This is a genomic window from Candidatus Neomarinimicrobiota bacterium (assembly GCA_021734025.1).
Taxonomy (GTDB): domain Bacteria; phylum Fidelibacterota; class JAANXI01; order JAANXI01; family JAANXI01; genus JAANXI01.
The window spans coordinates 1-21709 of record JAIPJS010000027.1 but is presented as its reverse complement, the minus strand read 5'-3'; the positions used below and the strand labels follow the sequence as shown (position 1 = coordinate 21709).

18 protein-coding genes are annotated in these 21709 nt (G+C 49.8%); all 18 read right to left on the bottom strand.

Annotated elements, in window-relative coordinates; genetic code table 11:
• Positions 1-16: 16 nt before the first annotated feature.
• Complete coding sequence (locus tag K9N57_16955) at positions 17-2296, bottom strand: T9SS type A sorting domain-containing protein (protein MCF7805872.1); 2280 nt, start codon at positions 2294-2296, stop codon at positions 17-19.
• A 60-nt stretch (positions 2297-2356) separates the two neighbouring features.
• Complete coding sequence (locus tag K9N57_16950) at positions 2357-5557, bottom strand: TonB-dependent receptor (protein ID MCF7805871.1); 3201 nt, start codon at positions 5555-5557, stop codon at positions 2357-2359.
• A 245-nt stretch (positions 5558-5802) separates the two neighbouring features.
• A complete protein-coding gene (gene clpX / locus K9N57_16945) occupies positions 5803-7056 on the bottom strand; it encodes an ATP-dependent Clp protease ATP-binding subunit ClpX (protein MCF7805870.1) in 1254 nt (417 codons plus the stop codon).
• 14 nt (positions 7057-7070) lie between these two features.
• Positions 7071-7676, bottom strand: coding sequence for an ATP-dependent Clp endopeptidase proteolytic subunit ClpP (gene clpP, locus K9N57_16940; GenBank protein ID MCF7805869.1), 606 nt, complete (start codon positions 7674-7676; stop codon positions 7071-7073).
• Positions 7677-9038: a trigger factor gene (gene tig / locus K9N57_16935; GenBank protein ID MCF7805868.1), complete on the bottom strand. Its 1362-nt coding sequence runs from the start codon at positions 9036-9038 to the stop codon at positions 7677-7679.
• Between the two features lie 684 nt (positions 9039-9722).
• Positions 9723-10130 (bottom strand): DUF420 domain-containing protein, encoded by a 408-nt coding sequence (locus K9N57_16930; protein ID MCF7805867.1) that lies wholly within the window; start codon positions 10128-10130, stop codon positions 9723-9725.
• Between the two features lie 16 nt (positions 10131-10146).
• The gene (locus K9N57_16925; GenBank protein MCF7805866.1) at positions 10147-10899 is read right to left on the bottom strand and encodes an ABC transporter permease; all 753 of its coding nucleotides are present in this window, start codon (positions 10897-10899) and stop codon (positions 10147-10149) included.
• Between the two features lie 19 nt (positions 10900-10918).
• Entirely contained in the window at positions 10919-11881 is a 963-nt protein-coding gene (locus K9N57_16920; protein ID MCF7805865.1) for an ABC transporter ATP-binding protein, read from the bottom strand.
• Positions 11882-12076: 195 nt separating this feature from the next.
• The gene (cyoE, locus tag K9N57_16915) at positions 12077-12982 is read right to left on the bottom strand and encodes a heme o synthase (GenBank protein MCF7805864.1); all 906 of its coding nucleotides are present in this window, start codon (positions 12980-12982) and stop codon (positions 12077-12079) included.
• Between the two features lie 800 nt (positions 12983-13782).
• Complete coding sequence (locus K9N57_16910; GenBank protein ID MCF7805863.1) at positions 13783-14385, bottom strand: SCO family protein; 603 nt, start codon at positions 14383-14385, stop codon at positions 13783-13785.
• Positions 14375-15325 (bottom strand): COX15/CtaA family protein, encoded by a 951-nt coding sequence (locus K9N57_16905; protein ID MCF7805862.1) that lies wholly within the window; start codon positions 15323-15325, stop codon positions 14375-14377. Before K9N57_16905 ends, K9N57_16910 begins: the two co-directional genes overlap by 11 nt.
• Before the next feature lie 1191 nt (positions 15326-16516).
• On the bottom strand, positions 16517-16969 hold the full coding sequence (locus tag K9N57_16900) for a cytochrome C oxidase subunit IV family protein (protein MCF7805861.1): 453 nt from the start codon (positions 16967-16969) through the stop codon (positions 16517-16519).
• Positions 16970-16973: 4 nt separating this feature from the next.
• Positions 16974-17621, bottom strand: a complete 648-nt coding sequence (locus K9N57_16895; GenBank protein ID MCF7805860.1) for a cytochrome c oxidase subunit 3 family protein — start codon at positions 17619-17621, stop codon at positions 16974-16976.
• Complete coding sequence (gene ctaD / locus K9N57_16890; protein ID MCF7805859.1) at positions 17618-19261, bottom strand: cytochrome c oxidase subunit I; 1644 nt, start codon at positions 19259-19261, stop codon at positions 17618-17620. The genes K9N57_16895 and ctaD overlap by 4 nt, the downstream gene beginning before the upstream one ends.
• Complete coding sequence (gene coxB / locus K9N57_16885) at positions 19258-20250, bottom strand: cytochrome c oxidase subunit II (GenBank protein ID MCF7805858.1); 993 nt, start codon at positions 20248-20250, stop codon at positions 19258-19260. The genes ctaD and coxB overlap by 4 nt, the downstream gene beginning before the upstream one ends.
• Complete coding sequence (locus K9N57_16880) at positions 20251-21123, bottom strand: SCO family protein (protein ID MCF7805857.1); 873 nt, start codon at positions 21121-21123, stop codon at positions 20251-20253. It abuts the gene before it with no gap.
• 76 nt (positions 21124-21199) lie between these two features.
• Positions 21200-21556: a hypothetical protein gene (locus K9N57_16875; protein MCF7805856.1), complete on the bottom strand. Its 357-nt coding sequence runs from the start codon at positions 21554-21556 to the stop codon at positions 21200-21202.
• 35 nt (positions 21557-21591) lie between these two features.
• On the bottom strand, positions 21592-21709 hold a 118-nt coding region (locus K9N57_16870; GenBank protein MCF7805855.1), incomplete at its 5' end, for an integrase core domain-containing protein.

Genomic DNA, 21709 nt, shown 5'->3' with positions numbered 1-21709 from the left:
TCGTTTTTCCACTGCCCTATCGCATGACAACGAATTTTCCAACATGCTTGTCGTTTTCGGTTTCAACTGCGTACACATACACGCCACTAACAACACTCTGGTTATTCCGGGATACCAAATCCCAATAGGCAAAGTCTGTCCCGTCATCATGCTGGATGGTATAGACTAAATCCCCGACCAGTGAAAAAATCTGGATCCGGCACACCGGTGGCAGATTTGAGAAACGGATCCGGTCCTCATACCGTTCCTCCCATAAGGCTGCTCCCCGGTATGGGTTGGGAACCACCTTTATAGAACCCAACGACTTGGCTGTCTCCCCAGCTTCATACAGCTTGCCAGGATATACCGGAATCGGTGCATTTGATGCCGATGTTTTATAGTTACTCAGCGGTGATTGAGAAGAAGCTACCCCTAGTTCCGGCTTATCCGAGTCATAGGCAGCCACTGCGTAATAATATGGAATGCCGTTCAGGGGAGCGTCAATTGTATCACCCCACATGTTCACGCCCCCTGTATCGATATAGGAATTTACAATGTCAGGCAAATCTACAGGAACATCTGTAACCGTATCCCCTGTTGTATTCACAACACTTACCGCCTCATTTACGTTATCAAACGCGGCGATCAAACTCCAGCTGCCTGGTTCATACGGGGATCGGTAGATCTTGTACCCTTCAAAATCCACAGCCCCAACCCGTGGGTCAAAGGATTCTTCCGCCGCTTTATCCCAGGCCAATTTAATTCCACCATCGACCGGGCTATACGAAAGATTGGGAATATTCGGCGGGATTGGCAGCACCCAATGTGGCTCCTCATCAAATGCTGTCGGATTATACGGGTTGCCCTTAATACTTCCTCTATAATACGCCTCAACCATTCTATCCGCTGTGGTTCGGACCCCCTTCAGCCCCGATCCGATAATCGTAGCATAGACGATTTTTACCGTATCGCCGTCAGCGATGTCAAACGGCCCCGTTGATAACAGAAACCGATAATCAAACTGCGGGAAACCCAACATTAACGGGTTGGGCAAGAACTTATATCCCAGGCTAGATTCATGACGCCCCTGGATGTAATCCCATTTATCCTTGTCATAGTCAATCGGGTCGCTTTCCCAGTTCCACCACTGGTGGGAGTAAGCCCGCATAAACGTATCTTCAACTGTCGTATTGTATGGTCCAGCTGGCGTATAAATTAATTGCCCGCCGAAAAACCCGTCGATGGGCATATTTAGATCGCGTTCCCCAAAGTCATTACCGGAAGTCGCCGGGTGATCGCCATCATAGATATATGAAAAATTGCGGGGATACAGATAACCAGTCAACGTATCTCCATTGATGACAGCCGGATCTCCCGCTACTGCCGTATAGGCATCCGTGGTGGCGTCCGCCTGCCAATGGATGACTGGGCCTTCTTCATCCCAGAGTATTCCCCATTCGTCGAAGAACCCATCAGGTTCACCATCACCGGTGCCGAAATTCGGGTTTTGCGGTTCATCCTTATTGTAGGGAACACCGTACTCATCATACCCACCAGTTTCACCATCACCGTCCAGATCCCAGTGGTCGACAAAATCGGCTTCGTCTGTATCGGTTTCATTACCATCCCAACCCTCATAATCCACCAGATCATCAATCGCAGCTTCACTATCATCGTTGGGCGCGGCGACATCAACATCATACCAGAAGGAAAAGAACACGTCTTCGAGGTTCCCGTTTAATCCAGTATTCACGATTTCATACTCAAATACGATCGCATCACTGTATTCCGGGAGACTCCAAGTTAATGCCCGGCGAAATACCTGTAACCCTAGTGGAATGTGATTACTGTTTGGCCAATCACTTGCATCATCAAACACTACGTAATTATCCTGGATCGAATGCGCCTGCAAACCCCGGATGAACTCACCTGGATAGCCCACGGTTGTATTCCACTCGGTATGAGGAGAATAGAAATACGTTGTCACCGCTTCTGTGCCGCCGAGGCGTGTACCGGCCCACAGGCCCCCATCATAGAGGTAGTTGCTTTGTGACCCTCCGGGCCACTGCATGGACGGGCGACCGGTCGTTGGCTGGTTCGGATCTCCAACACTTCCGAAATTCGAGACGGTTGACCAAAGGTTATTCTGCGTCAAGTTAAAGTAGGCCTGCTCGGGACGGTCAGCTGCCGGCTTCGAAAGGCCAGATTCGTCCACCGATTTGCCCTTCTCCCGCGCCAGTCCCAGGGTAGCACCACCCAGGAACACTACAGTAACAAGCAACGGAAGCCATGTCTTGTTGGATATAAAATTCCCCACTACTTTTCCTCCTCTTTGCGAGAACATAGTACTTAATAATTCAACCTGAATTGCAGGTATTTAGAACCTGATGTAAATTCCAAGGCGATAATTTCTAGGAGCAGAATAAACCGTCGGCGTCATTAACTCGCCACCCGCCGGATTAACCTTATTGGGGTCAGCTTCCCCGTCTCCATTCTGGTCCATTACACTCAGGTATTCCTCTTCTGAAATCTCTCCATTTTCATACTGTTCCTGAGTCCGGGTGTACGTATGATACCATTGGGTATCACTCAGACCACGAATATTCTTCCTGTTAAAGAGATTGTTTATCACCAGGAAAACAGACGGCTGAATCCGGCCGCCGGTATTCAGGTCATGAGTTAACCGAAGATCCGTCATCATTGTCCACGGTAGTGTCTCAGTATTTTCAATAACCAACCGACCCTGATCAGGCTTGGTGTACCGTGTACCACTTCCGTACGACCAAACAATATTCGAACGGGTTTCGCCACTGGCGAGCAGTTTGACAATACTATTGCTGGACTGCACCCCGGGTATCCTGATCATTATATTTGCATTTGCCGTATGCGTCTGATCCCATTCGAGATAACTCTCAGTTGTTGGGAGCAATCCCCCCCCCCATTCGGTCAGATATCCCTGGGTCCAGTCAGAACTTTTCCCCTTGGCGACGGAATACGTATAGTTGATTTCGCCGGAGAATAAACCGCCGGAACGCCGGGACAACACAAACTCAGCTCCACGCACGTTGCCGTAATCCCGGTTAATAAAGGTTGAATACCAATCGCGGACGGTGTGGTACACTGGACGGGTATCCGTCAAACCGGAAATATCTTTGTAAAATCCGGTTACCTGCATGAGCATATCTCGCGATACTTGATGCTTGACGCCAACTTCGTAGGAAGCCGTTTTTTCCGGTTCCAGTGAGGGATTCCCAATAATCGGAAACCCACCACCCAGGTTGTAGTTCCTATTCCGGAAAACGTAATCAAATCGTGGGATCTGAAAATACCGGCCATAATTAAAATACAGGATATCCCGCTCCGTTATCGGGTGGGAAACGCCAAGTCGCGGGCTCCACACGCTGTGTGCTTCTACCGGCTGCGGATGTTTGATATCTCCAAGTTTATCGTAATCGGTTCTCGGGTCAAAATCATCGTCGGTAATTTTCCAGACCGGCTCCTCTTCATCTGCCGGTTCCACTGCCTTCGGATCATAATAATCAAACCGCAAACCCGCATTCACGATAATACCTTCAAATTCCATCTTATCCTGGATATAAAACGCACCCTGAACAGGTGTTACGTTATAATTTTCTCCGTAACCGTACCGATCTGTCCCATCATAATTCACGAGGTCGTAATCTTTATATTCGAGGCCGGTGCCGATTTTGTGGTTGTTTGTAATCTGATTTGTGTAGTCTAACCGGAAGGTTGTCGTTATTTTTTTATCGTAGTGCCAGTTATTCCGGTTATAGGTAAACCCACTAGACCCTGGAAAATAATATCCATTACTGATATCTCCAGCACTCACGACCGCATCCCAAGGCAACCATTTGCTTAAACCATTGGCAAGATTATTGGTCGCAGCATTTCCCGGCAGACCATATTCGCGCAGGTAATCATAAACCTCGTCCGATGACGGGCTTTCGCCAATCTGGTTTACAAACTCCTGGTAAGTAATCGGATCCAAGCCATTTTGGGTAAACACATCCCCATTAGATTCTAACAAATTGTTGTACTGGGATTCCCAATCTGACTGGCCCCAGGCATTATTTTCGGATTCATCGATAAATTGATTCCGATTATTATCATGGAACAGATCTGATTCACCGTCGTCAAGTTTTCCATTGCCATTCAGGTCTTCACCGGGATCCAGCACGCCATTATAGTTCCTGTCCTCGTTTACCTTTTCAAGTACGTTTCCCTTGTTTTCTGTCATGTACCGGCTGATGGTCACATCGTAATAGGATTTTTCATTCAGCGTATGCGTGAAATTAAAGGCGATTTGGTTTGAATTCTGGTCAAAGACGGGCAACCTCTTCAACATATCGTAACTGGTTATACTGGCATCCCGGTTAATGTCCTCGGAATCAATTGAGCCGTTACCGTTCAGATCTTCGCCGGGATCCAACATACCGTTCATATTTTTATCTTCAGTATCCAGCTGATCGTTGCCATACCAACCCAGGGAATCATCAAAAAGTTCGTTATTCCTAAATAGTGGCAGTTTGTCTTCAGTCCAGATCTGGCTCCATTCGTGGTTATAACCGCCCTCTTGATCGTTTACATTATATAAACCAGAGAGGTTGAATTTTAAATTATCGGTTGGACGAAATGTAATTTTTCCGTTTACGCTGTTCTGGACGTAACCATTATTCCGAAACCGTCCGTTACTGTCGTCCAGCTCACCCGCAATAAAAAAGTTGAGCGTAGAAGGAATAATCGGTCCGCCGAGCGAGAATTCGGTTATCCGTTTTTTATACTGATCGGTCATTCCTGACATAAGGCTGGAATTCAACGCGCCATAATCGCTCGTGGTATAACGCAACCGGCCGGTAAACTGATCGGATCCCTCTTTTGTTACCACATTCACAATACCGGACTGAGCGTTCCCGTATTCAGCACCAAAACCACCGGTAATCACCGTTTGTTCATCCACAGAAAGCACCGGAATACTACTGTCATTCGGGTTTCCCGTTAGCGGATCCTGGAGGGAAACACCGTCCACCATATAAACAGTTTCCTGGGAACGTCCACCGCGGAAATGCACGGTTCCTCCATCGTTTACTGCTCCGGCCCCTATACCAGCGGCCCCCTCGATGGACTCAACCGGCATGTCGAGCATATCATCAGAGGAAACTATGCGCCGGCTGGCGGTCATATCTTTTTGAATCATGGGACGTTCTGCCTCTATTACAACCTCTTCCCCGGCAATCGCCTCAGTTTCCAAAGTAAAATCAAGTGTCCGTGTCAAATCAGCCTGGATCCGAACATTCGTCTGGCGAACCGTTTTATATCCAATAATTTGCGCTTTGACCGTATAAGTGCCCACAGGCACTCTCAGAATAAAATACTCACCCTTCGCATTCGTTGCCGCACCAAGATCAGTGCCTTCAATTATCACATTTACACCTGGGAGCGGCTGTCCAGATTCATTGTCAACAACTGTACCGGCGAGCTTACCGGTACTGGCGGCGAATATACTGTATGGTATTGCGAACAGCAGGAATATTGTTCCGAGCTTTTTCAGAATGCTCATTTTCTCCTCCCCAATGGATTTGATACAAAATATAAATGAACTCACAAATAAAAATATTTGCGAGTTCATCCGCAAACGAATGTTCGTATTTTTATTTGCAATTTTACGCAATCAGAGCATCAATCAGATACGCAGATTTTAATAGGGTTGGATACGTAAGTCAAGCGTTTTGTAAGATATACTACAAGCGTTTTGTAGGATATACTAATGGTGTTTTACTAACACTATTGGCAACAAAACGTGGATTACGCGCCCTTGCGCATTGGAATGAGTTCCGGTGTAGCCTTCCCTTCGACGACCTCTTTTGTGATTACACAGGTGCCGACATCCTGCCGATCCGGCAGATCGTACATGATATCCAGCATCACGTTTTCCAGCACTGACCGCAGAGCCCGTGCGCCGGTTTTACGCTTCATGGACTTCTCCACGATGGCTTCCAGGGCATCCTCCTCGAAGGAGAGCTCGATCCCGTCCATCTCAAACAGCTTTTTATACTGTTTGACCAAGGCATTTTTCGGCTGCTGTAGGATGGTCATCAGGGCATCCTTGCTGAGTTCTTCCAGAGATGCCACGATGGGCAGACGTCCGACCAATTCCGGGATAAAACCGTACTGAAGCAGATCCGCCGGTTCCACATTGGCCAGCAATTCGGAGATTTCAATCTGTCCCGGGTTTTCCATATCCACGTCAAAGCCCATGGACTTCTTCCCGATGCGTCGCCGGACAATATCGTCCAGATGGTCAAATGCGCCGCCGCAGATGAACAAGATGTTCCGGGTATCAATATTGATAAGGTGCTGCTCCGGATGCTTCCGTCCGCCTTTTGGCGGTACGCTGGCGGTGGTACCCTCCAGCATCTTTAGCAGCGCCTGCTGGACACCCTCCCCAGAAACATCCCTGGTAATTGAAGCATTGGCGTCCTTCCGGGCGATCTTGTCCACTTCGTCAATGTAGATAATCCCGCGCTCGGCCTTCTTGACATCGTAGTCGGCAGACTGCAACAGCCGCACAAGAATGTTCTCCACATCCTCCCCGACATAACCTGCCTCGGTCAGCACCGTGGCATCCGCGATGGCGAACGGAACTTCCAGGAATCGCGCCAGCGTCTGGGCGATGAGTGTCTTCCCAGTCCCGGTGGGGCCGACCATCAGAATGTTACTCTTCTCCAGCTCCACCTCGTCGAACGGCGTGTAGTTCTGGATACGCTTATAGTGGTTGTAGACCGCCACGGAGATCGACCGTTTGGCGTTTTCCTGGCCAATCACATACTGATCCAGCTCCTGCTTAATCTGCTGGGGTGTCGGCATCCCGACGCGGCCCTTTACGCTGGTGGACTTCAGATCATCCTTGATAATATCGATGGCATGCAGCACGCAATGCTCACAGATATATACGTCGGGGCCGGAGACCAACGTTTCGACCTCCGAAGCGCTTCGTCCGCAAAAGCTGCAGTAATACTGATGTTCGTTTTGAGACTCTTGTGGTTTATCGGAATCCATTCGTCACTTGGGCCTTATTCTTCAGCTTTCTCGGTTTTGAGCTCCCGCTGTTCCAGGATATTATCGACCAATCCGTATTCCATGGATTCGTCAGCGCTCATAAAATAGTTACGATCGGTATCTTTGGACACCTTGTCCACGTCCTGGCCGGTCAATTCCGCCAGAATACCGTTGAGTTTCTTCTTCATTCCAAGGAGTTCCTTGGCGTGGATTTCGATATCACTCGCCTGACCTTCTACACCGCCCCACGGCTGGTGAATCATTACCCGGCTGTTAGGGAGCGCCGACCGCTTTCCTTTGGTCCCCGCGGCTAACAGGACGGCGCCCATACTGGCCGCCTGCCCCACGCAGGTCGTGGCGATATCCGGCTTGATGTAACGCATGGTATCGTAGATACCCATGCCAGCCGTCACGCTGCCGCCGGGAGTGTTGATATACATCTGGATGTCCTTTTCCGGATCGTCAGCTTCCAAAAAGATCAGCTGCGCGATTATCAGGCTCGATACGTTATCGTTTATGGGGGATCCCAGAAAAATTATTCTCTCTTTAAGCAGACGGGAATAGATGTCATACGCCCGTTCCGAGCGCCCGGTCTGCTCAACGACCATAGGTACGTACATTTATTTCAACTCCTCAGCCACCGAACCGGCTTCATCTACCGCGGACTCTGCTGCCCGTCGGGCTTCCTGTTCCTGCCGTGCTTCGGTAGTCGTCTTTCGTGTTTCGTCAATTTCAACAAATGATTTGATGTGATCCATTACTACATCGTCCAGTAAATCTTCCTCAATCCGCTGGCGATATTGCGGATTCTTGTACAGGTTCTTTACCGCCTCCCGATTCTCTTCGGGATAGTTATCCAGCACCTCATCGATTCGCGCTTCCACCGCTTCCTCTTCGACTTCCAGATCTTCTGCTTCGATTATCTGCTTTTTGATGAGCTGCCACTTGAGATTAAAGATGGCATCGGTACGATAGTTCTGCTTAAACGCCTCCTCATCGATTTCCGGAGGCTGCCCTTCCTGTTCTCGCTGACGCTTCACGTCCTCTATGAGCATATCCAGGTAGTTATCAACCATCGACTCCGGCACTTCCACCTCGGAATTGGTCACGAACTGGTGCGCAATCTTCTGCTGGAGCTGGTTATTGGCATCATCATCCAACTGGGACTGGATATTTTTCTGAATTTCCGTCCGCAGTTCATCGTACGTTGACGATTCGCCTTGCACATGCTCCGCGAACTCGTCGTCCAGTTCCGGGAGCTTCTGCTCCTCTACCTTCTTAATATCGGCATCATAGTACTCAACTTCACCTTCGGTGGCTTCTTCATCGAGGACGATGCGCCTGGTGTCACCCTTTTTCGCGCCCTGGAGGCGCTCCAGATTATCGCCGCCGAACACACCATCCCCAAGTTTGATGTATCGATCTTCCACTTTCTGTCCGATGATGGGAGTGCCGTCGGGTTCCACACGTTGGAGATCGACCAGAACGAGGTGTCCCTCTTCCGCACCATCTTCGATTTCTTCCATCTCCGCGTGTCGTTCCCGGAGATCGTCCAGCGCCTGATCCACATCGGCCGGCGTGGAATCGTAGGCGGTATGCTCAATTTTGAAGCCGTCTTTGTATTCAAAAATTTCAACTTCCGGCTCCACCTCGAACCGCGCGGAAAAGGTCAGCGGCTGGCCTTCCGAGAACTCCAGATCCTCAATAGTGCCCCGGTTCACCGGCTCATCGTCGATCTCGTCCAGCGCCTTCCGGTAATAATCGTCGATGGCATCGGCGGCGAACTGATACTCAATCTGCTGCCCGTGTTTCTGCTTCACCACCTGCTTCGGAACTTTCCCCTTGCGGAATCCGGGCATTTCCAGCTCGCTCCGAAACTCCTGGAAGGTCTCCTGAAACTCATCTTCAATCTCTTCCCACGGGACTTCAACCGTCATGACCCGTTCATAATCTTTTTCGCCCGTCTCTACGTTGACTTTCAAGGATCAAATCCCCCAGTTATGCAGTTAATTTATCACGATCAAAAAAGTAGCGACGGCCTCAGGCAAGATCAATCAGTTATTAACGGCAGTGTTAACGTGTTTGAGTGTTACTGTGTTATAGTTGTTCGGTGTCAACCGTCACACGTCTTCATTCTTTACTTGAGTCTGCTCTAAAAAGGGCTGAAGCCCTTCTCTTTTACTATATACCCTTATTTACCCCGGCATAAATGCCGGGGCTATTCATATTCTTCTTATTTTTCATTAGCAACTTAAATTACCAAGCGGTAATGTGCTTTTTAGAGTACACCCTTACTTTCAATTCCTAATTCCACTATATGGATGATGTGAGCACACTTCGACATTGGACATTCTGCGGTTTCGTATTTCAGCCATCCCTGGCGGGATTTGGAGAATTGGTATTGCCGCAGAATCCCACCAATGGCGGTTGACAACAACACAACTCCATCCCTTGGTCCCTTCCTCTTCGGAAGAGGAAGGGAGAACAAACCCGTTTAGCATTGGAGGCGCGTCTCTCCCTCTCTTTGAAGAGAGGGAGAACAAGAGGGTGAGTTGTGTTGCTCCTCGCTTTCTCCTACTATAACCAATATCTAAACTTTCTCACACCATGGAGAAGCGCAAATCTTCACGATAACTCTATAACACAGAAACACTCTAACACTGCCGTTAATACAACATCACATAAATCACCACGCCGGTGACTGAGACGTACAGCCAGATCGGCAGCGTCCACCGGGCGATCCTCCGATGTTTGTCAAATCGCTCGCGGAGTGCCCTGAAAAGTGTGATGAGTGCCATCGGGACAATCGCAGCCGCCAGGATAATATGGCTAATCAGGATGGTAAAATAGACGGGACGAATCCATCCTTCACCGGGAAACGGAGTCGAACCGGCATTAGCGTGATAAATAAGATAGGAAATCAGGAACAGCGCGGACATCCCGAATGCCGCGAGCATTACCTTTTTATGGGCACGCCATTTCCCCTGCCGGATAAGAATATATCCAACGGTGAGGAGTACGGTACTGATCCCGTTCAGCGTCGCATTCACCGCTGGAAGATTTTCGTAACCCATTACAACTCTCCACTCATTAGTCGCCCTGCTGCCGTATCCTTGTCAATACCACCGCTCCCAGAAATGTCCCCAGCGCAAATATGGCGGTAATAATCCACGACGCCATCATAGGCTCGCTTCCGGCATACAGGATGCCGTGTATTAAGTTCACACCATAGGTCATCGGATTCACTACCATAATCCAGGAGAGCCACGCCGGGAGTCCCTCCGCCGGGAAAAACGCTCCGGAGAGCAGCCACATGGGAATCAGCAGCAGATTCATAATGGAATGAAACCCCTGGGTGGAGTCCATCCGCCAGGCGATGAGGTAGCCCAGTCCGGTCAGTGCAAACGCCATGAGGATCAACGCCGCTCCGAGGAGCAGAATGTTTACCAAAGAAATGTGGATTCCAAGAAACGGGATAGCCACCAGCAGAAGCAACGCCTGGATCATTGCCAAGGTCGTTCCGCCACCGATTTTGCCAAGAACGATGCTGCTCCGGGGAATGGGCGCCACCAACACGGATTGTAGAAATCCGGAATTGCGATCTTCAATGATTGAGATAGTGGAAAAGATAGCCGTGAACAGAATTATAAGTGCAAGAATGCCGGGGTAGAGATATACCAAGTACGACATCTCTCCCATGGATGCTGGGAGCTTGAACATGCCACCGAGTCCGCCACCCAGCAGGAACCAGAAGAGTATCGGTTGCCCCAGGGCTCCGAACAATCGGCTCCTGTCACGAACGAACCGCAGAATTTCCCGCCACCAGAGAGAGAATGCCGGCATCCAGAGGCCCGGTTGCTGATTATATTGCATCGGAGACATCCCCTGACTGATTTTCCCCCTCTTCAAACCGGTGTCCGGTGAAGTGGAGAAAGACATCGTCCAGCGTCGGCTGGCGGACAGCAATGCCCTGGATTTTTCCGGACAGTTTTTCCATCAACTCCGGAATCAGGCTGTGTCCGTCGGCACGCTCGAACAGAATTGTACCGTCCACACTATCACTATCGATATCATATTCCGAATGCAGTACATCCCGGACAGATTCTGACTGATCCGTCTGGATCTCCACCAGTTCGCTGCCGATTTCCGCCTTGAGGGGTTCTGGCTTACCCCGGACGACAATTTCGCCCCGGTCAAGAATTCCGATGGAATCGCAGTGCTCCGCCTCATCCATGAGATGGGTTGTTACCACAAACGTAATACCTTGCTCCTGATTCAATTTTTTGATAATGTCCCAAAGATTTCGCCGCGCACCAGGATCCAGTCCGGTACTCGGCTCGTCCATGAAGATAATCTGTGGCTTCGTCAGCAATCCCTTGGCAATTTCCGTCTTTCGACGCATCCCTCCGGACAGATCCTCCACCCGATCGCCATTGCGATCGGATAACCCAAGCTGTTCAAGCAATCTCCTGATCTGTTCCTTCAACTTTTCACCGCTCAGACCGTGGCACCATCCATGGTGACGCAGATTTTCGTAAACGGAAAGCTTGTCATCCAGGCTGGGATGCTGAAATATGACTGCGAACCGGGAACGAGCCGCGTCTGGTTCTTCCTTCAGATCAATGCCTGCCATTGAGAGCTCACCGGATGACGGCAGCATATTTGTGGAGAGTATCTTGAATAGCGTGCTCTTGCCGCCTCCGTTCGGTCCGAGCAGACCGTAGATTTCACCTTTGTCCACGGTAAAGGAGACGTCATCCAATGCTGTTAACGTATCATATCGGTGGGTAACGTGAGAGACGCGGATAACAGGGGCTGGATTCATAGCACTATAATGTAATAAAGAGGGGGGATAATATTAACCGCATCTGTGTTTATTAAGAAGTGTTATTGTGTTCGGGTGTTCGGGGTGTTCGGGTAAAGATAAGAGGAGACTTCAGAAGTAGTGGAGAAAAACTTGAGTACACACACCGGGAGGAGTCCCTTCCGGGAAGCACCTGAACACTTTAAAACTACCGTATCAAACAACGATCTTGTCCGCCATCATGAGCAGCAGCACCACCGGTAAATAGATAATTGACGCCCAGAGCGCCCTCCTGGCATTGGCATTCGTTGTGGCGTTGGCCATAAAAATATTTATTCCAAGGAAGGTAATGCCGGCAGCAAATGCGCCAACAAAATAGACCATACCGGTGAGTCCCGTCGCCGAGGGGATAAGACTAATCACCAACAGCGCCGCCGAATAAATCATCATCTGGCGCCCTGTGAGTTGCCTCGAATTTTCCAACACCGTCAGCATGGGAAATCCACCGCGGGCGTAATCCTTGCGGCAGATCCAGGCGATGGCCAGGAAGTGCGGCAGCTGCCAGGTGAAGAGAATCGCAAAGAGAATCCACGCTTCGAATGAGATATGGCCGGTGGCCGCCGTCCATCCGCCAACCGGCGGCAGGGCCCCTGGAATAGCGCCAACCAGTGTTGCCATGGGTGAGACTTTTTTTAGTGGAGTATAAATCAGCACATAACAAATCCAGGAAATGACAGCTAGCACAGTCGTAATCGTATTGACAAAAAACCAGAGATAGCCGAGCCCTAAAAGCGATGTCGCCGCTCCGAACAGGATAACTTCCCAGACATGCATTCGTCCACTGGGCAGGGGACGATTTTGGGTGCGCTGCATCCGGGCATCTTCGTTCCGCTCCAGCCAGTGGTTGAACGCGCCGCCACCGCCGGCGACCAGTCCGGTGCCGATAACGGTGTGAATCAATAGTGCAATATCAACATGGCCAGCTGAGCCGAGATAAAAACCAGCCAACGCCGTTACCATAACCAGCGTGGTAATGCCCGGCTTCAGCAGATCAACAAAATCCTGCAATCGCTGCCGGACGGCCACTCGCGGTATCGATTTTGAAGATATTTGTGTTTTCATATGTTCAGCGTTCCGCCATCAAGAAATTTATATCGTTGAATTATGAGAAATATTGTCCTTTTTTCCAAATTATATTTCCCTTTTAGTGTCCAATTGTTCCACGCAGGTGCCTTGATGCAAAAGGGGACAGAAAAAACCAGGTCAAATACATCCCTACGTGAGAAATTTCGAACTCGCACTTCTCATTAAGGATGATGGTCTTTCATAACGGTCTTAAATATTGATTCTTTAAAAAAACGAGTTCCTACTTGGGTGCTCACACACGAAGTCCGGGAAAAGACTATTCGCGAGATTTGCTCCATTGGCCAATGCATGAATAGCCCAGTCTCCTCAGGACGAGGAATAGTAGAAAATAAAAGCCTCAACAGGGCGCGTGCGCCGTTTTATTACCCGTTTTTTCTTGATAAAAAACGGGTAGAAAAAATCAAGGAAACTCAGAACTCGCACATAATGGTACTAATCATAGTCTTTTGTAAAAGACTATTTTTTGGTACTTCATGCTAATTAGAGTTTATTCGGGTGCTCAGACACTGAGTTTCCGATAAAAAACGGAATATAAATTTCGTACTAGTTGAGTCAGTAAGTCGACCGGCTTTGAATAAGATTCAAAGGCTATTGTTTTATTATTTGGCCTTGTTGTTAGTTTTGGGCACCGCTTCAACGAACGAAGGACAGGCAGAACCAGCTGTCTGACCGAAGGGAGTTCTGGTTCTGCCCCGAAGTGAGTTGAAAAGCGGTCAAAATTAACAACACCGCCTTGATTTTTCCCCTTTTTCATCAAGGAAAAAGGGAGCTTGAAATTATCCAAACCGCTCCGCCAACACCTTAATATCCGATTTCAGCGCCTCAATACTCGCGTCCTCCAGGCTGTTGTAATAGCCGCGGATTTCCCCTTTCGGATCAATCAATACGAATTTGGTGCTGTGTCCCATAGGAAAATTGCCGCCGAGCATGAAGCCGTCCATAGAGACTTTCCGCACGCTGTCAATCGGCGCCCGGAGAAAATTCCAGCGATCATCGTTCACGCCGTGTCGCTTGCCGTAGGCTTTCAATGCCTCCAGCGTATCTCTGGCCGGATCAACCGAGATAGAGACAAATTGCAGCTGCTCCGCATTTGAGTACTGGGTATAGAGCTGGGACATCTTCGAACTCATGATCGGGCACGGGCCCTCACAGTTAGTAAAGATAAAATCCAGCACCGTTATCTCGCCCATGATCTCCTCGGTGCCAAACGGATCACCATCCTGGTTCACAAATTCAAACTGCGGGATGTCCCCATACGATGGGAGATCAGCGCGGGATCGATGCGCCTGATTAATCACCACCCATGCTACGATGGCGAGGATGAGCACAATACTGAATCCCCAGACGAAAACAACAGGTAACGAACGTTTACTGCTCATATCTATACTCCTTTTTACGTAATGCTGAAAACAGAATTAATAACACTCCGACAAACAGGCTGGCTGTCCAGAGATGGTAGAGCTGTAACAGATCCGGGAGCCCAAATCCAATGAGAATTCCGCCGATGACAATCTGTGCCGATACGAGGATTACCATAATCTTCCAGCCGTAACCCACGAGAGGCGACGGATTCTCGCTTCCCTTGCGGAGCCTGTCCGCCACGAACCAGGTGGCACCGGCAACAGCGACACCGAGTAATCCGTGAATATAATTTAGCGGATCGGACTGGTTGAGCAGACCAAAGTCGGACATCAGCGGAAACCGATTCGCGGCGTGGGCGATGGCTGAACGCACCTGCGTCCCAAGGATGATTTGCAGGATGGCGGCGCTCCACAGCCATGCTATCCAGTTATGCGCACCTTCCGGATATTTCGATTGGGCTTCGGCGTCCGGGTTCTCCAGGTAGTACGCCTGCTGGCTCACGTAAATCATCAGACTCACGATAACAAACGCCACTACCATGTGGATTGTAATCATGAACGGTTCCAACGCGGAGGCCACCACCTGGCTCCCCTGCCATCCCTGGTAAGCCACCAATAGCGCTGCCGCCATCGACGGATACAAAATTTTCTTCTGGTCTCGGAAAATCTTGATTGCGAGGATCGCCGTTGCCAAAATGAGCAATCCTATCACTACGCCGACCAGACGGTTTATGTATTCGATCCATGCCAGCGTAAAATTGAAAAGTGCCGGATCGATGCTAGCGGGGAGCTGACTGGCATCCGTCGGCGGGATCCAGCGGCCGAAACACTTGGGCCAGTCCGGGCAGCCGAGTCCTGCGCCGGAGACGCGTACTAATCCTCCAACGAATATTAACAGATACGTGGCAATGGTCGAGGTGACGGCAACTCTGCGGAACCGGCGGATTTTGTTCGTCATAATTGGACTTTCCTAGTGTAGATAATCATCGCCTAATTTTACAATACGGGAGGTGAATATTCATCCTGAATAGTGAATTTTTCCATAATATTCTGTATGTGATTCAACCTTCAAAGTTTTTGTAGAACCTTGCGTAATACTTTTGGTATCCCTCCTTTTGACTGGCGCAAAAGGAGCAAAACGCCTTGGCGATGTTTTCAATTTTGACCGCTGAACTCACTCGCGTTGGGCGAGAACCGGAACTCCCTTCGGTCAAACAGCCTGTTCTCGCTTTCCATCGCTCGTTCCCGCGGTGCCCAAAATTGAAAACAAGGCCAATAAACAGCAATGCAATTATAAGAATATTCCGGATCGACGGGTTTGTTTTAAACGGAAACTCAGTGTTTGAGCACCCGAGTAGAATTCTATATACTCCAAATTCCGTGCGCAGTATTGTATGAAAGACCACGGTTCGATTTATAGGTGCGAGTTCTGAGTTTCCTTGATTTTTTCTGTCCCCTTTTTCATCAAGGAAAAAGGGGACGTATAAAAATGTAAGGGGCGTTGGGGCTCTTAATTTTTTATCCTCTCAGTCCCCCGGGCTAAAGCCCGGGGCTATTCATCTACCGCCACTACGGGGCTAAATATTTCCCGGAGACTCAGTGTCTGATCCTGACGGGTCGGGAGAGTTCTAAGTTTCTCCCGTGGGGATCCCTTTGGGGCAAGCCCTTTTGGGTACTTTTAATGGCCAAGTGTTCCATACAAGCGGGGCTGACAAAAGTACCAACATATTTGAAATTCCTATATAATCCCCCTTTTGGCTTGATCCAAAAGGGGGAGAAAAAATCAAGGCTGCCAAGATAATATTGGTATCGGCTGCAATGGTCTCCGGGCCGAAACCAGAAACTCGCTTCGCTCAAACAGGCTGGTTTTGGCTACCTCCAACCATTGGCCGATAGAGCAAAATTATCTTGGAGGCCATTAGTAAATGTTTTCTTGTGGTTTTATTCGGAAACTCAGTGTCTGAGCACCCTAGTAGAAATTGCATGAGTTAATACTTCCTATAATCCAATGTTATAAAAGACCATGCCCATTTATAGGAGTGCGAGTTCTGAGTTTCCTTGATTTTTTCTGCCCGTTTTTTATCAAGAAAAAACGGGCAAAGAAAAGAAGAAATTTATACTGGAAAAGCATCAGAAATAATGCGGTGAATTAATGCCCGGAATTTTCGGAGTGCGAACTCCCGGAATCACTCACAGTTGTATCACCCGCCGCCTCAACACCGTGCCCGGCAGCACCGGAATCGGCCGGGGCGGTTTGGTAGATCTGCGCGTCCTGCTTATACGGCTTTCCGACCTGCTCGTAAATATCTCCACGACGCAGCGTGTCAAACAGCGTAATCACGATAAAAATAGCCAGCATCAGGATCGACATGATGAAGATGGTAAGATACAACTTATCATCATAGAACAGGTGCATAAAGATCAAAGCGACGAGTGTTGCTTTGGTCGCAGCAATCCCCATGGCGATGACCATGTTAAACGGCCCGAAATCCACATAGGAGACCGCGACGGTCACGGCGGTCAGGAACAGCAGCGCTGCGGCAACACCGAGATAGACCTTCAGCGGGAGTATGTGCGTATCGTGTGATTTATCCGAAGTCATATCGCTATCCTATGAGATAAAGTAACGGGAACAGGAAGATCCAGATGATGTCCACCAGGTGCCAGTAGAGTCCGACCATCTCCACCGGCGTATGATATTCGGCCGAAAACTCGCCCTTCTTGGTGCGCCAAAGCACCCAACCGATTGCCAGGATTCCAAAGATAACGTGGAGCCCGTGCAATCCGGTCATGGCAAAATAGACGCTGAAAAAGATGTGTGGGTTCGTCCCTTCGATTCCGGTGTACGTGTAAAACTGTCCCGGCAGCTGTCCCAGATGAAACTTATGCTCGTATTCGAAATATTTGATGACCAGGAAGACCACAGCCAGGAGAATCGTTGTAGCCAGGAACCACATGGTTTTCTTTTTTTCGTTCAGCTGGATGCTGCGGATGGCCAGGGCAATCGTCAGCGAACTCACAATCAGTACGACTGTATTTATACCACCGAGGACACGATTTAAGTGCTCGTGTGCATTAATAAACATCTCCGGATTCCAGGCGCGGAAGAACACGTAGAATCCGAACAGTCCGCCGAACAGCAGTATCTCCGTCAGCAGAAAGATCCACATGCCGAGCTTGGCTGACTCGCGCTGCTGCTCCGCATCACTGAAGTGATGCTGCAGAAATGCCGGTCTGTCGCCTCCGTGACTCATGCTTCCCCGCTGTATTTATCTGGTTTGACCAGCACCTTATCGTGATCGTACGGGCCGTGCTCTATCTTTGGCGTCTCCTCAAAATTGTGCGGTGGCGGCGGTGAATCGATCATCCATTCCAGCGTCAGCGCGCCCCAGGGATTCTTCCCGGCTTTGCGCCCCCATTTCATCGCATGGATCAGTACCACAGCCATGACCACCAGGCCGAGCGCCAGAATCCATGAGCCGGTGGTCGACACCACATTCAGCATCTGATATTTATCCGGGTACAGGAAGTAGCGCCGCGGCATGCCCTGAGTTCCTGCAATAAACTGCGGGAAAAACGTAAGGTTGAATCCCAGGAAAACCAGGAGTGCGGAAATCTGTCCCCAAGCCTCGTTGTACATCCGGCCCCAGATTTTTGGCCACCAGTAGTAGAGGCCGCCAAAGAAGGCCATAATCGTTCCACCCATCATCACATAATGGAAGTGCGCCACGATAAAATAGGTATCCGTGAGATGCACATCGGTCGCAGTGGCCCCGAGGAAGATTCCCGTCAAACCGCCAATGGCGAACGTAAAGAAAAAGGTCAACGTAAACAGCATAGGCGTCTCGAAGGTGAGCGACCCTTTATACATGGTACTCACCCAGTTGAACATCTTGACGCCCGATGGAATTGCCACCAGGAAGGTCAGAAAAGAAAATATCAGCGTGGCATACTGCGACTGCCCACTCACGAACATGTGGTGCCCCCACACGCCGAAGCTCAGAAAGGCGATGGCCACACTGGAATACGCGATAGCTTTGTATCCGAAAATTTTCCGATGGGAAAAAGTTGAAATCAGTTCGCTGATCACGCCCATCCCCGGAAGAATCATAATGTAGACCGCCGGATGCGAGTAGAACCAGAAGAAGTGCTGGAACAGTACCGGATCTCCGCCCATGGCAGGATCAAAGATCCCGATTCCGAACGCCCGTTCCAGGATGAGCAGCACTAACGTAATTCCCAGCACCGGCGTGGCCAACACCTGGATAATTCCCGTGGCATAGAGTCCCCAGACGAACAGCGGCATCTTGTACCAGGTCATCCCCGGCGCCCGGAGTTTATGGATGGTTGCGATAAAGTTGATTCCCGTAAATATCGATGAGAATCCCAGGATAAAAACGGCCAGTACCATGGTGATGACAGCACCACTCGCCTGTGTACTATACGGCGTATAGAACGTCCAGCCTGTGTCCACAGAACCCGCAATAATGGCATAGATGGCCAGCGCCGCACCAGCAATATATACGTACCAGCTGGCGAGATTCAGCCGCGGGAACGCCACATCTTTGGCGCCAATTTGAATCGGTAGAGCAAAGTTGCCCAGAATCGCCGGCACCGATGGGATGATAAACAAGAAGATCATGATGGCGCCGTGGAGGGTGAAAACCTGATTGTAGGTATCAGCCGTCATCATATCCGCGCCGGGACTGAGCAGCTCCAACCGAATCGAAAGCGCTAATATCCCGCCGAACAGGAACATGGCCATCACCGAAAAGAGATACAGAATCCCGATCCGCTTGTGATCCATCGTGAACAGCCAGGATTTAATCCCCCTGGCTACGTTCAGATAATTTACTTTTTCCTGTGTATTCTCTGCTGTGGTTGCAGTGCTCATTCTGTTTGCTCTTCTTCTGAGGCTTCACTCATATCTTCAACTTCACTTAACGATTTCAGATAAGCAATAATCCCATCGATCTGACGCTCGCTTACCAGTCCCTGGAACGTGGGCATCACCGGCTGGAATCCCTCTACCACTTTTGCCTTCGGCTCCAGAATCGATTCCCTGATATAGTTTTCGTCAACAGTCACTGTTGACCCGTCTTGCAGTTGTACCTCATGACCGTAAGCGTTTTGAAATGTCGGGCCTACGTTGGGACTCCCATCGATGGAATGACAGGTGTTGCACGCCCGGCTGGTATAGACCTGCTTCCCGACCTGCTCCAGCGACATCCCTTCGCCGCCTTCAACGCCGGCGCCTTCCAGGAACGAAGCGTACTGTTCCTGCGACACGACCCGGACGGTTGCGAGCATTTCGGAGTGGCCCTTGCCACAGAACTCTGCACAGTAGAGATCGTATTCGCCCGTGTTGGTCGCCTCGAACCAGGCAATGGTATATCTGCTGGGCAGCACGTCCTGCTTAATCCGGAATTGCGGGATGTAAAAGCTGTGAATCACATCCTCCGACGAGAGCGTCAGTTTTACCGGCTGATCCACCGGTACCACGAGTTCATTAATACTATTTGACCCATTGGGATAATCGAACAGCCACATCCACTGGCGCCCGGTGACCTTAATTTCGATGGCATCTCTGGGGACAATCTGCATCTTCATGTAGGTTTTAAATCCCCAGACGAAGACGATGACCACCAGGATAATCGGGATGATCGTCCAGATGGCCTCGAGCTTAATGTTGTAATCGATGTGCGAGGTGGCTTCCTCTCTGCCCTCGCGGCGTCGGTACTTCATGATGAAATAGATGGAAAGTCCGACCACCAGCAGGAAGAAAAAGACCGAGGCCCACAGGATAAAGTAAAACAGGGCGTCCACTTCGCCGGCAATGGTCGACGATCCCTGCGGCATCCAAAATGTTCCGGTTGTGTCCATTTACACCTTTTCCTGTACCTCTTCTCTTACAACTTCCTGTTCTCTATACTCCTGCGGATCCTTGTGCTTTTCCCGCCACCAGAAGACGCCGAGCACCGAGCCGAGAATCACGACCGTCAGCGCTCCGCCAAGCTTCATCACGTTTTCGGCCACCAGGACATACCCATCTGCGTCGGGGTTGTACTGGTAACAGTACAGCAAAACCTTATCCGTAATCGTGCCGACTTCGCCTTCCGATCCCTCAGTGAGTGCCAACCGGAGATTCTTTTTCTTAAAATTAATGCCATAGAGATAGCGGGAGATTTTGCCTTTTTCAGTCAGCACGTATGACACGGCCGGATGGGCGTAAATATCCTTGTCTTCCACGTAGTAATAATTGAATCCAAGGGCGTCGGCCAGCTTTTTGGATTGACTCTCTTCACCCACCAGAAATGCCCAGTCATCACCGCTCACCTGCTTATCCAGCTGCTCCAGATAGAGATCGTGTTTCGCCTTGGCCAGCTCCGCCGTCTCCCGCGGATCGATACTCACCGTCACAATCTGATAATCTTTCCCCGGCGTCCATGAGAGACTGTCTACGGTCTTGCTAATACCATTCAATACCAGGGTGCAGAGCATGGGACATTCGTAATATGCCAGCGTCAATAATACAGGCTTATCCTTCCGGAAGTATTTTTCCAGCGTAACAGTATTACCGTTGTGATCGGTAAATTCAAGATCCAGTGGAATCGTTTCCCCGAGATGTTCGTCTACGTCTATCTTCTGGAGCTCCTGCGGATTCTTTGCCGAAATTTGTGCCGAAACGGGATCCGCAATCGCCAGAGACAGTATTCCAATCATCACAAGTGCGAGAGTTATCGGTCGATTCAACATTCTTGACCTCCTCCCGGTTTGGTCTCTGAAATTTTGAGTTATTCTATTCATATCGTAAGGCGTACTGATTTTCCCGTCAGTTGTTTCCCATAGATTGTTTCCGCCGCTGAAACGCCTCATCCGCCTCCAGCTTCATGGCCCGTTCAATCGGAATCCTATACACATTATTCGCGCTATCCACCACCGCGTACGAGTGGAGCATCTCCGCCTCCCGCTGGTGCAGCTGCTGCAACTTCTTCGAGCCCGGCTTCAGCACCTGCTCGTAATACAGATTCTCCTTACTTTGGATGAAGACGCTGTTCATCACCACGAACGCGACTGCCAGAAAGATGGCAATCCCGGCGACAATCGTCAAAATACGCGGAATATTGACGTCGCTCTGTTCGTAACCGGCCTGTAAACCTTCTTGTGTTGGTTGGTTTTCTTCAGTCATTTTTCAGTGTTATATGTTAGATATATTCGCGTTATTTACAGATCGTCTGGGTAAAAATAGTCGATTAATTGCTCCATCGGCGTCTTCCCCTCGAGGCCTTTATGCGGTTTCACCAAGTTATACCAATTCACCCAGCGCCGCAGTTCCTGTTTG

What these genes read in the sequence shown, in the direction of transcription:
- K9N57_16900 (MCF7805861.1), bottom strand. Translation starts at nt 16,969, where the DNA reads ATGACTTCGGATAAATCACACGATACGCACATACTCCCGCTGAAGGTC.
- K9N57_16920 (MCF7805865.1), bottom strand. Translation starts at nt 11,881, where the DNA reads ATGAATCCAGCCCCTGTTATCCGCGTCTCTCACGTTACCCACCGATAT.
- K9N57_16895 (MCF7805860.1), bottom strand. Translation starts at nt 17,621, where the DNA reads ATGAGTCACGGAGGCGACAGACCGGCATTTCTGCAGCATCACTTCAGT.
- K9N57_16930 (MCF7805867.1), bottom strand. Translation starts at nt 10,130, where the DNA reads ATGGGTTACGAAAATCTTCCAGCGGTGAATGCGACGCTGAACGGGATC.
- K9N57_16905 (MCF7805862.1), bottom strand. Translation starts at nt 15,325, where the DNA reads ATGACGAACAAAATCCGCCGGTTCCGCAGAGTTGCCGTCACCTCGACC.
- K9N57_16950 (MCF7805871.1), bottom strand. Translation starts at nt 5,557, where the DNA reads ATGAGCATTCTGAAAAAGCTCGGAACAATATTCCTGCTGTTCGCAATA.
- clpX (MCF7805870.1), bottom strand. Translation starts at nt 7,056, where the DNA reads ATGGATTCCGATAAACCACAAGAGTCTCAAAACGAACATCAGTATTAC.
- K9N57_16910 (MCF7805863.1), bottom strand. Translation starts at nt 14,385, where the DNA reads ATGAGCAGTAAACGTTCGTTACCTGTTGTTTTCGTCTGGGGATTCAGT.
- clpP (MCF7805869.1), bottom strand. Translation starts at nt 7,676, where the DNA reads ATGTACGTACCTATGGTCGTTGAGCAGACCGGGCGCTCGGAACGGGCG.
- cyoE (MCF7805864.1), bottom strand. Translation starts at nt 12,982, where the DNA reads ATGAAAACACAAATATCTTCAAAATCGATACCGCGAGTGGCCGTCCGG.
- K9N57_16925 (MCF7805866.1), bottom strand. Translation starts at nt 10,899, where the DNA reads ATGCCGGCATTCTCTCTCTGGTGGCGGGAAATTCTGCGGTTCGTTCGT.
- ctaD (MCF7805859.1), bottom strand. Translation starts at nt 19,261, where the DNA reads ATGAGCACTGCAACCACAGCAGAGAATACACAGGAAAAAGTAAATTAT.
- K9N57_16880 (MCF7805857.1), bottom strand. Translation starts at nt 21,123, where the DNA reads ATGTTGAATCGACCGATAACTCTCGCACTTGTGATGATTGGAATACTG.
- coxB (MCF7805858.1), bottom strand. Translation starts at nt 20,250, where the DNA reads ATGGACACAACCGGAACATTTTGGATGCCGCAGGGATCGTCGACCATT.
- K9N57_16875 (MCF7805856.1), bottom strand. Translation starts at nt 21,556, where the DNA reads ATGACTGAAGAAAACCAACCAACACAAGAAGGTTTACAGGCCGGTTAC.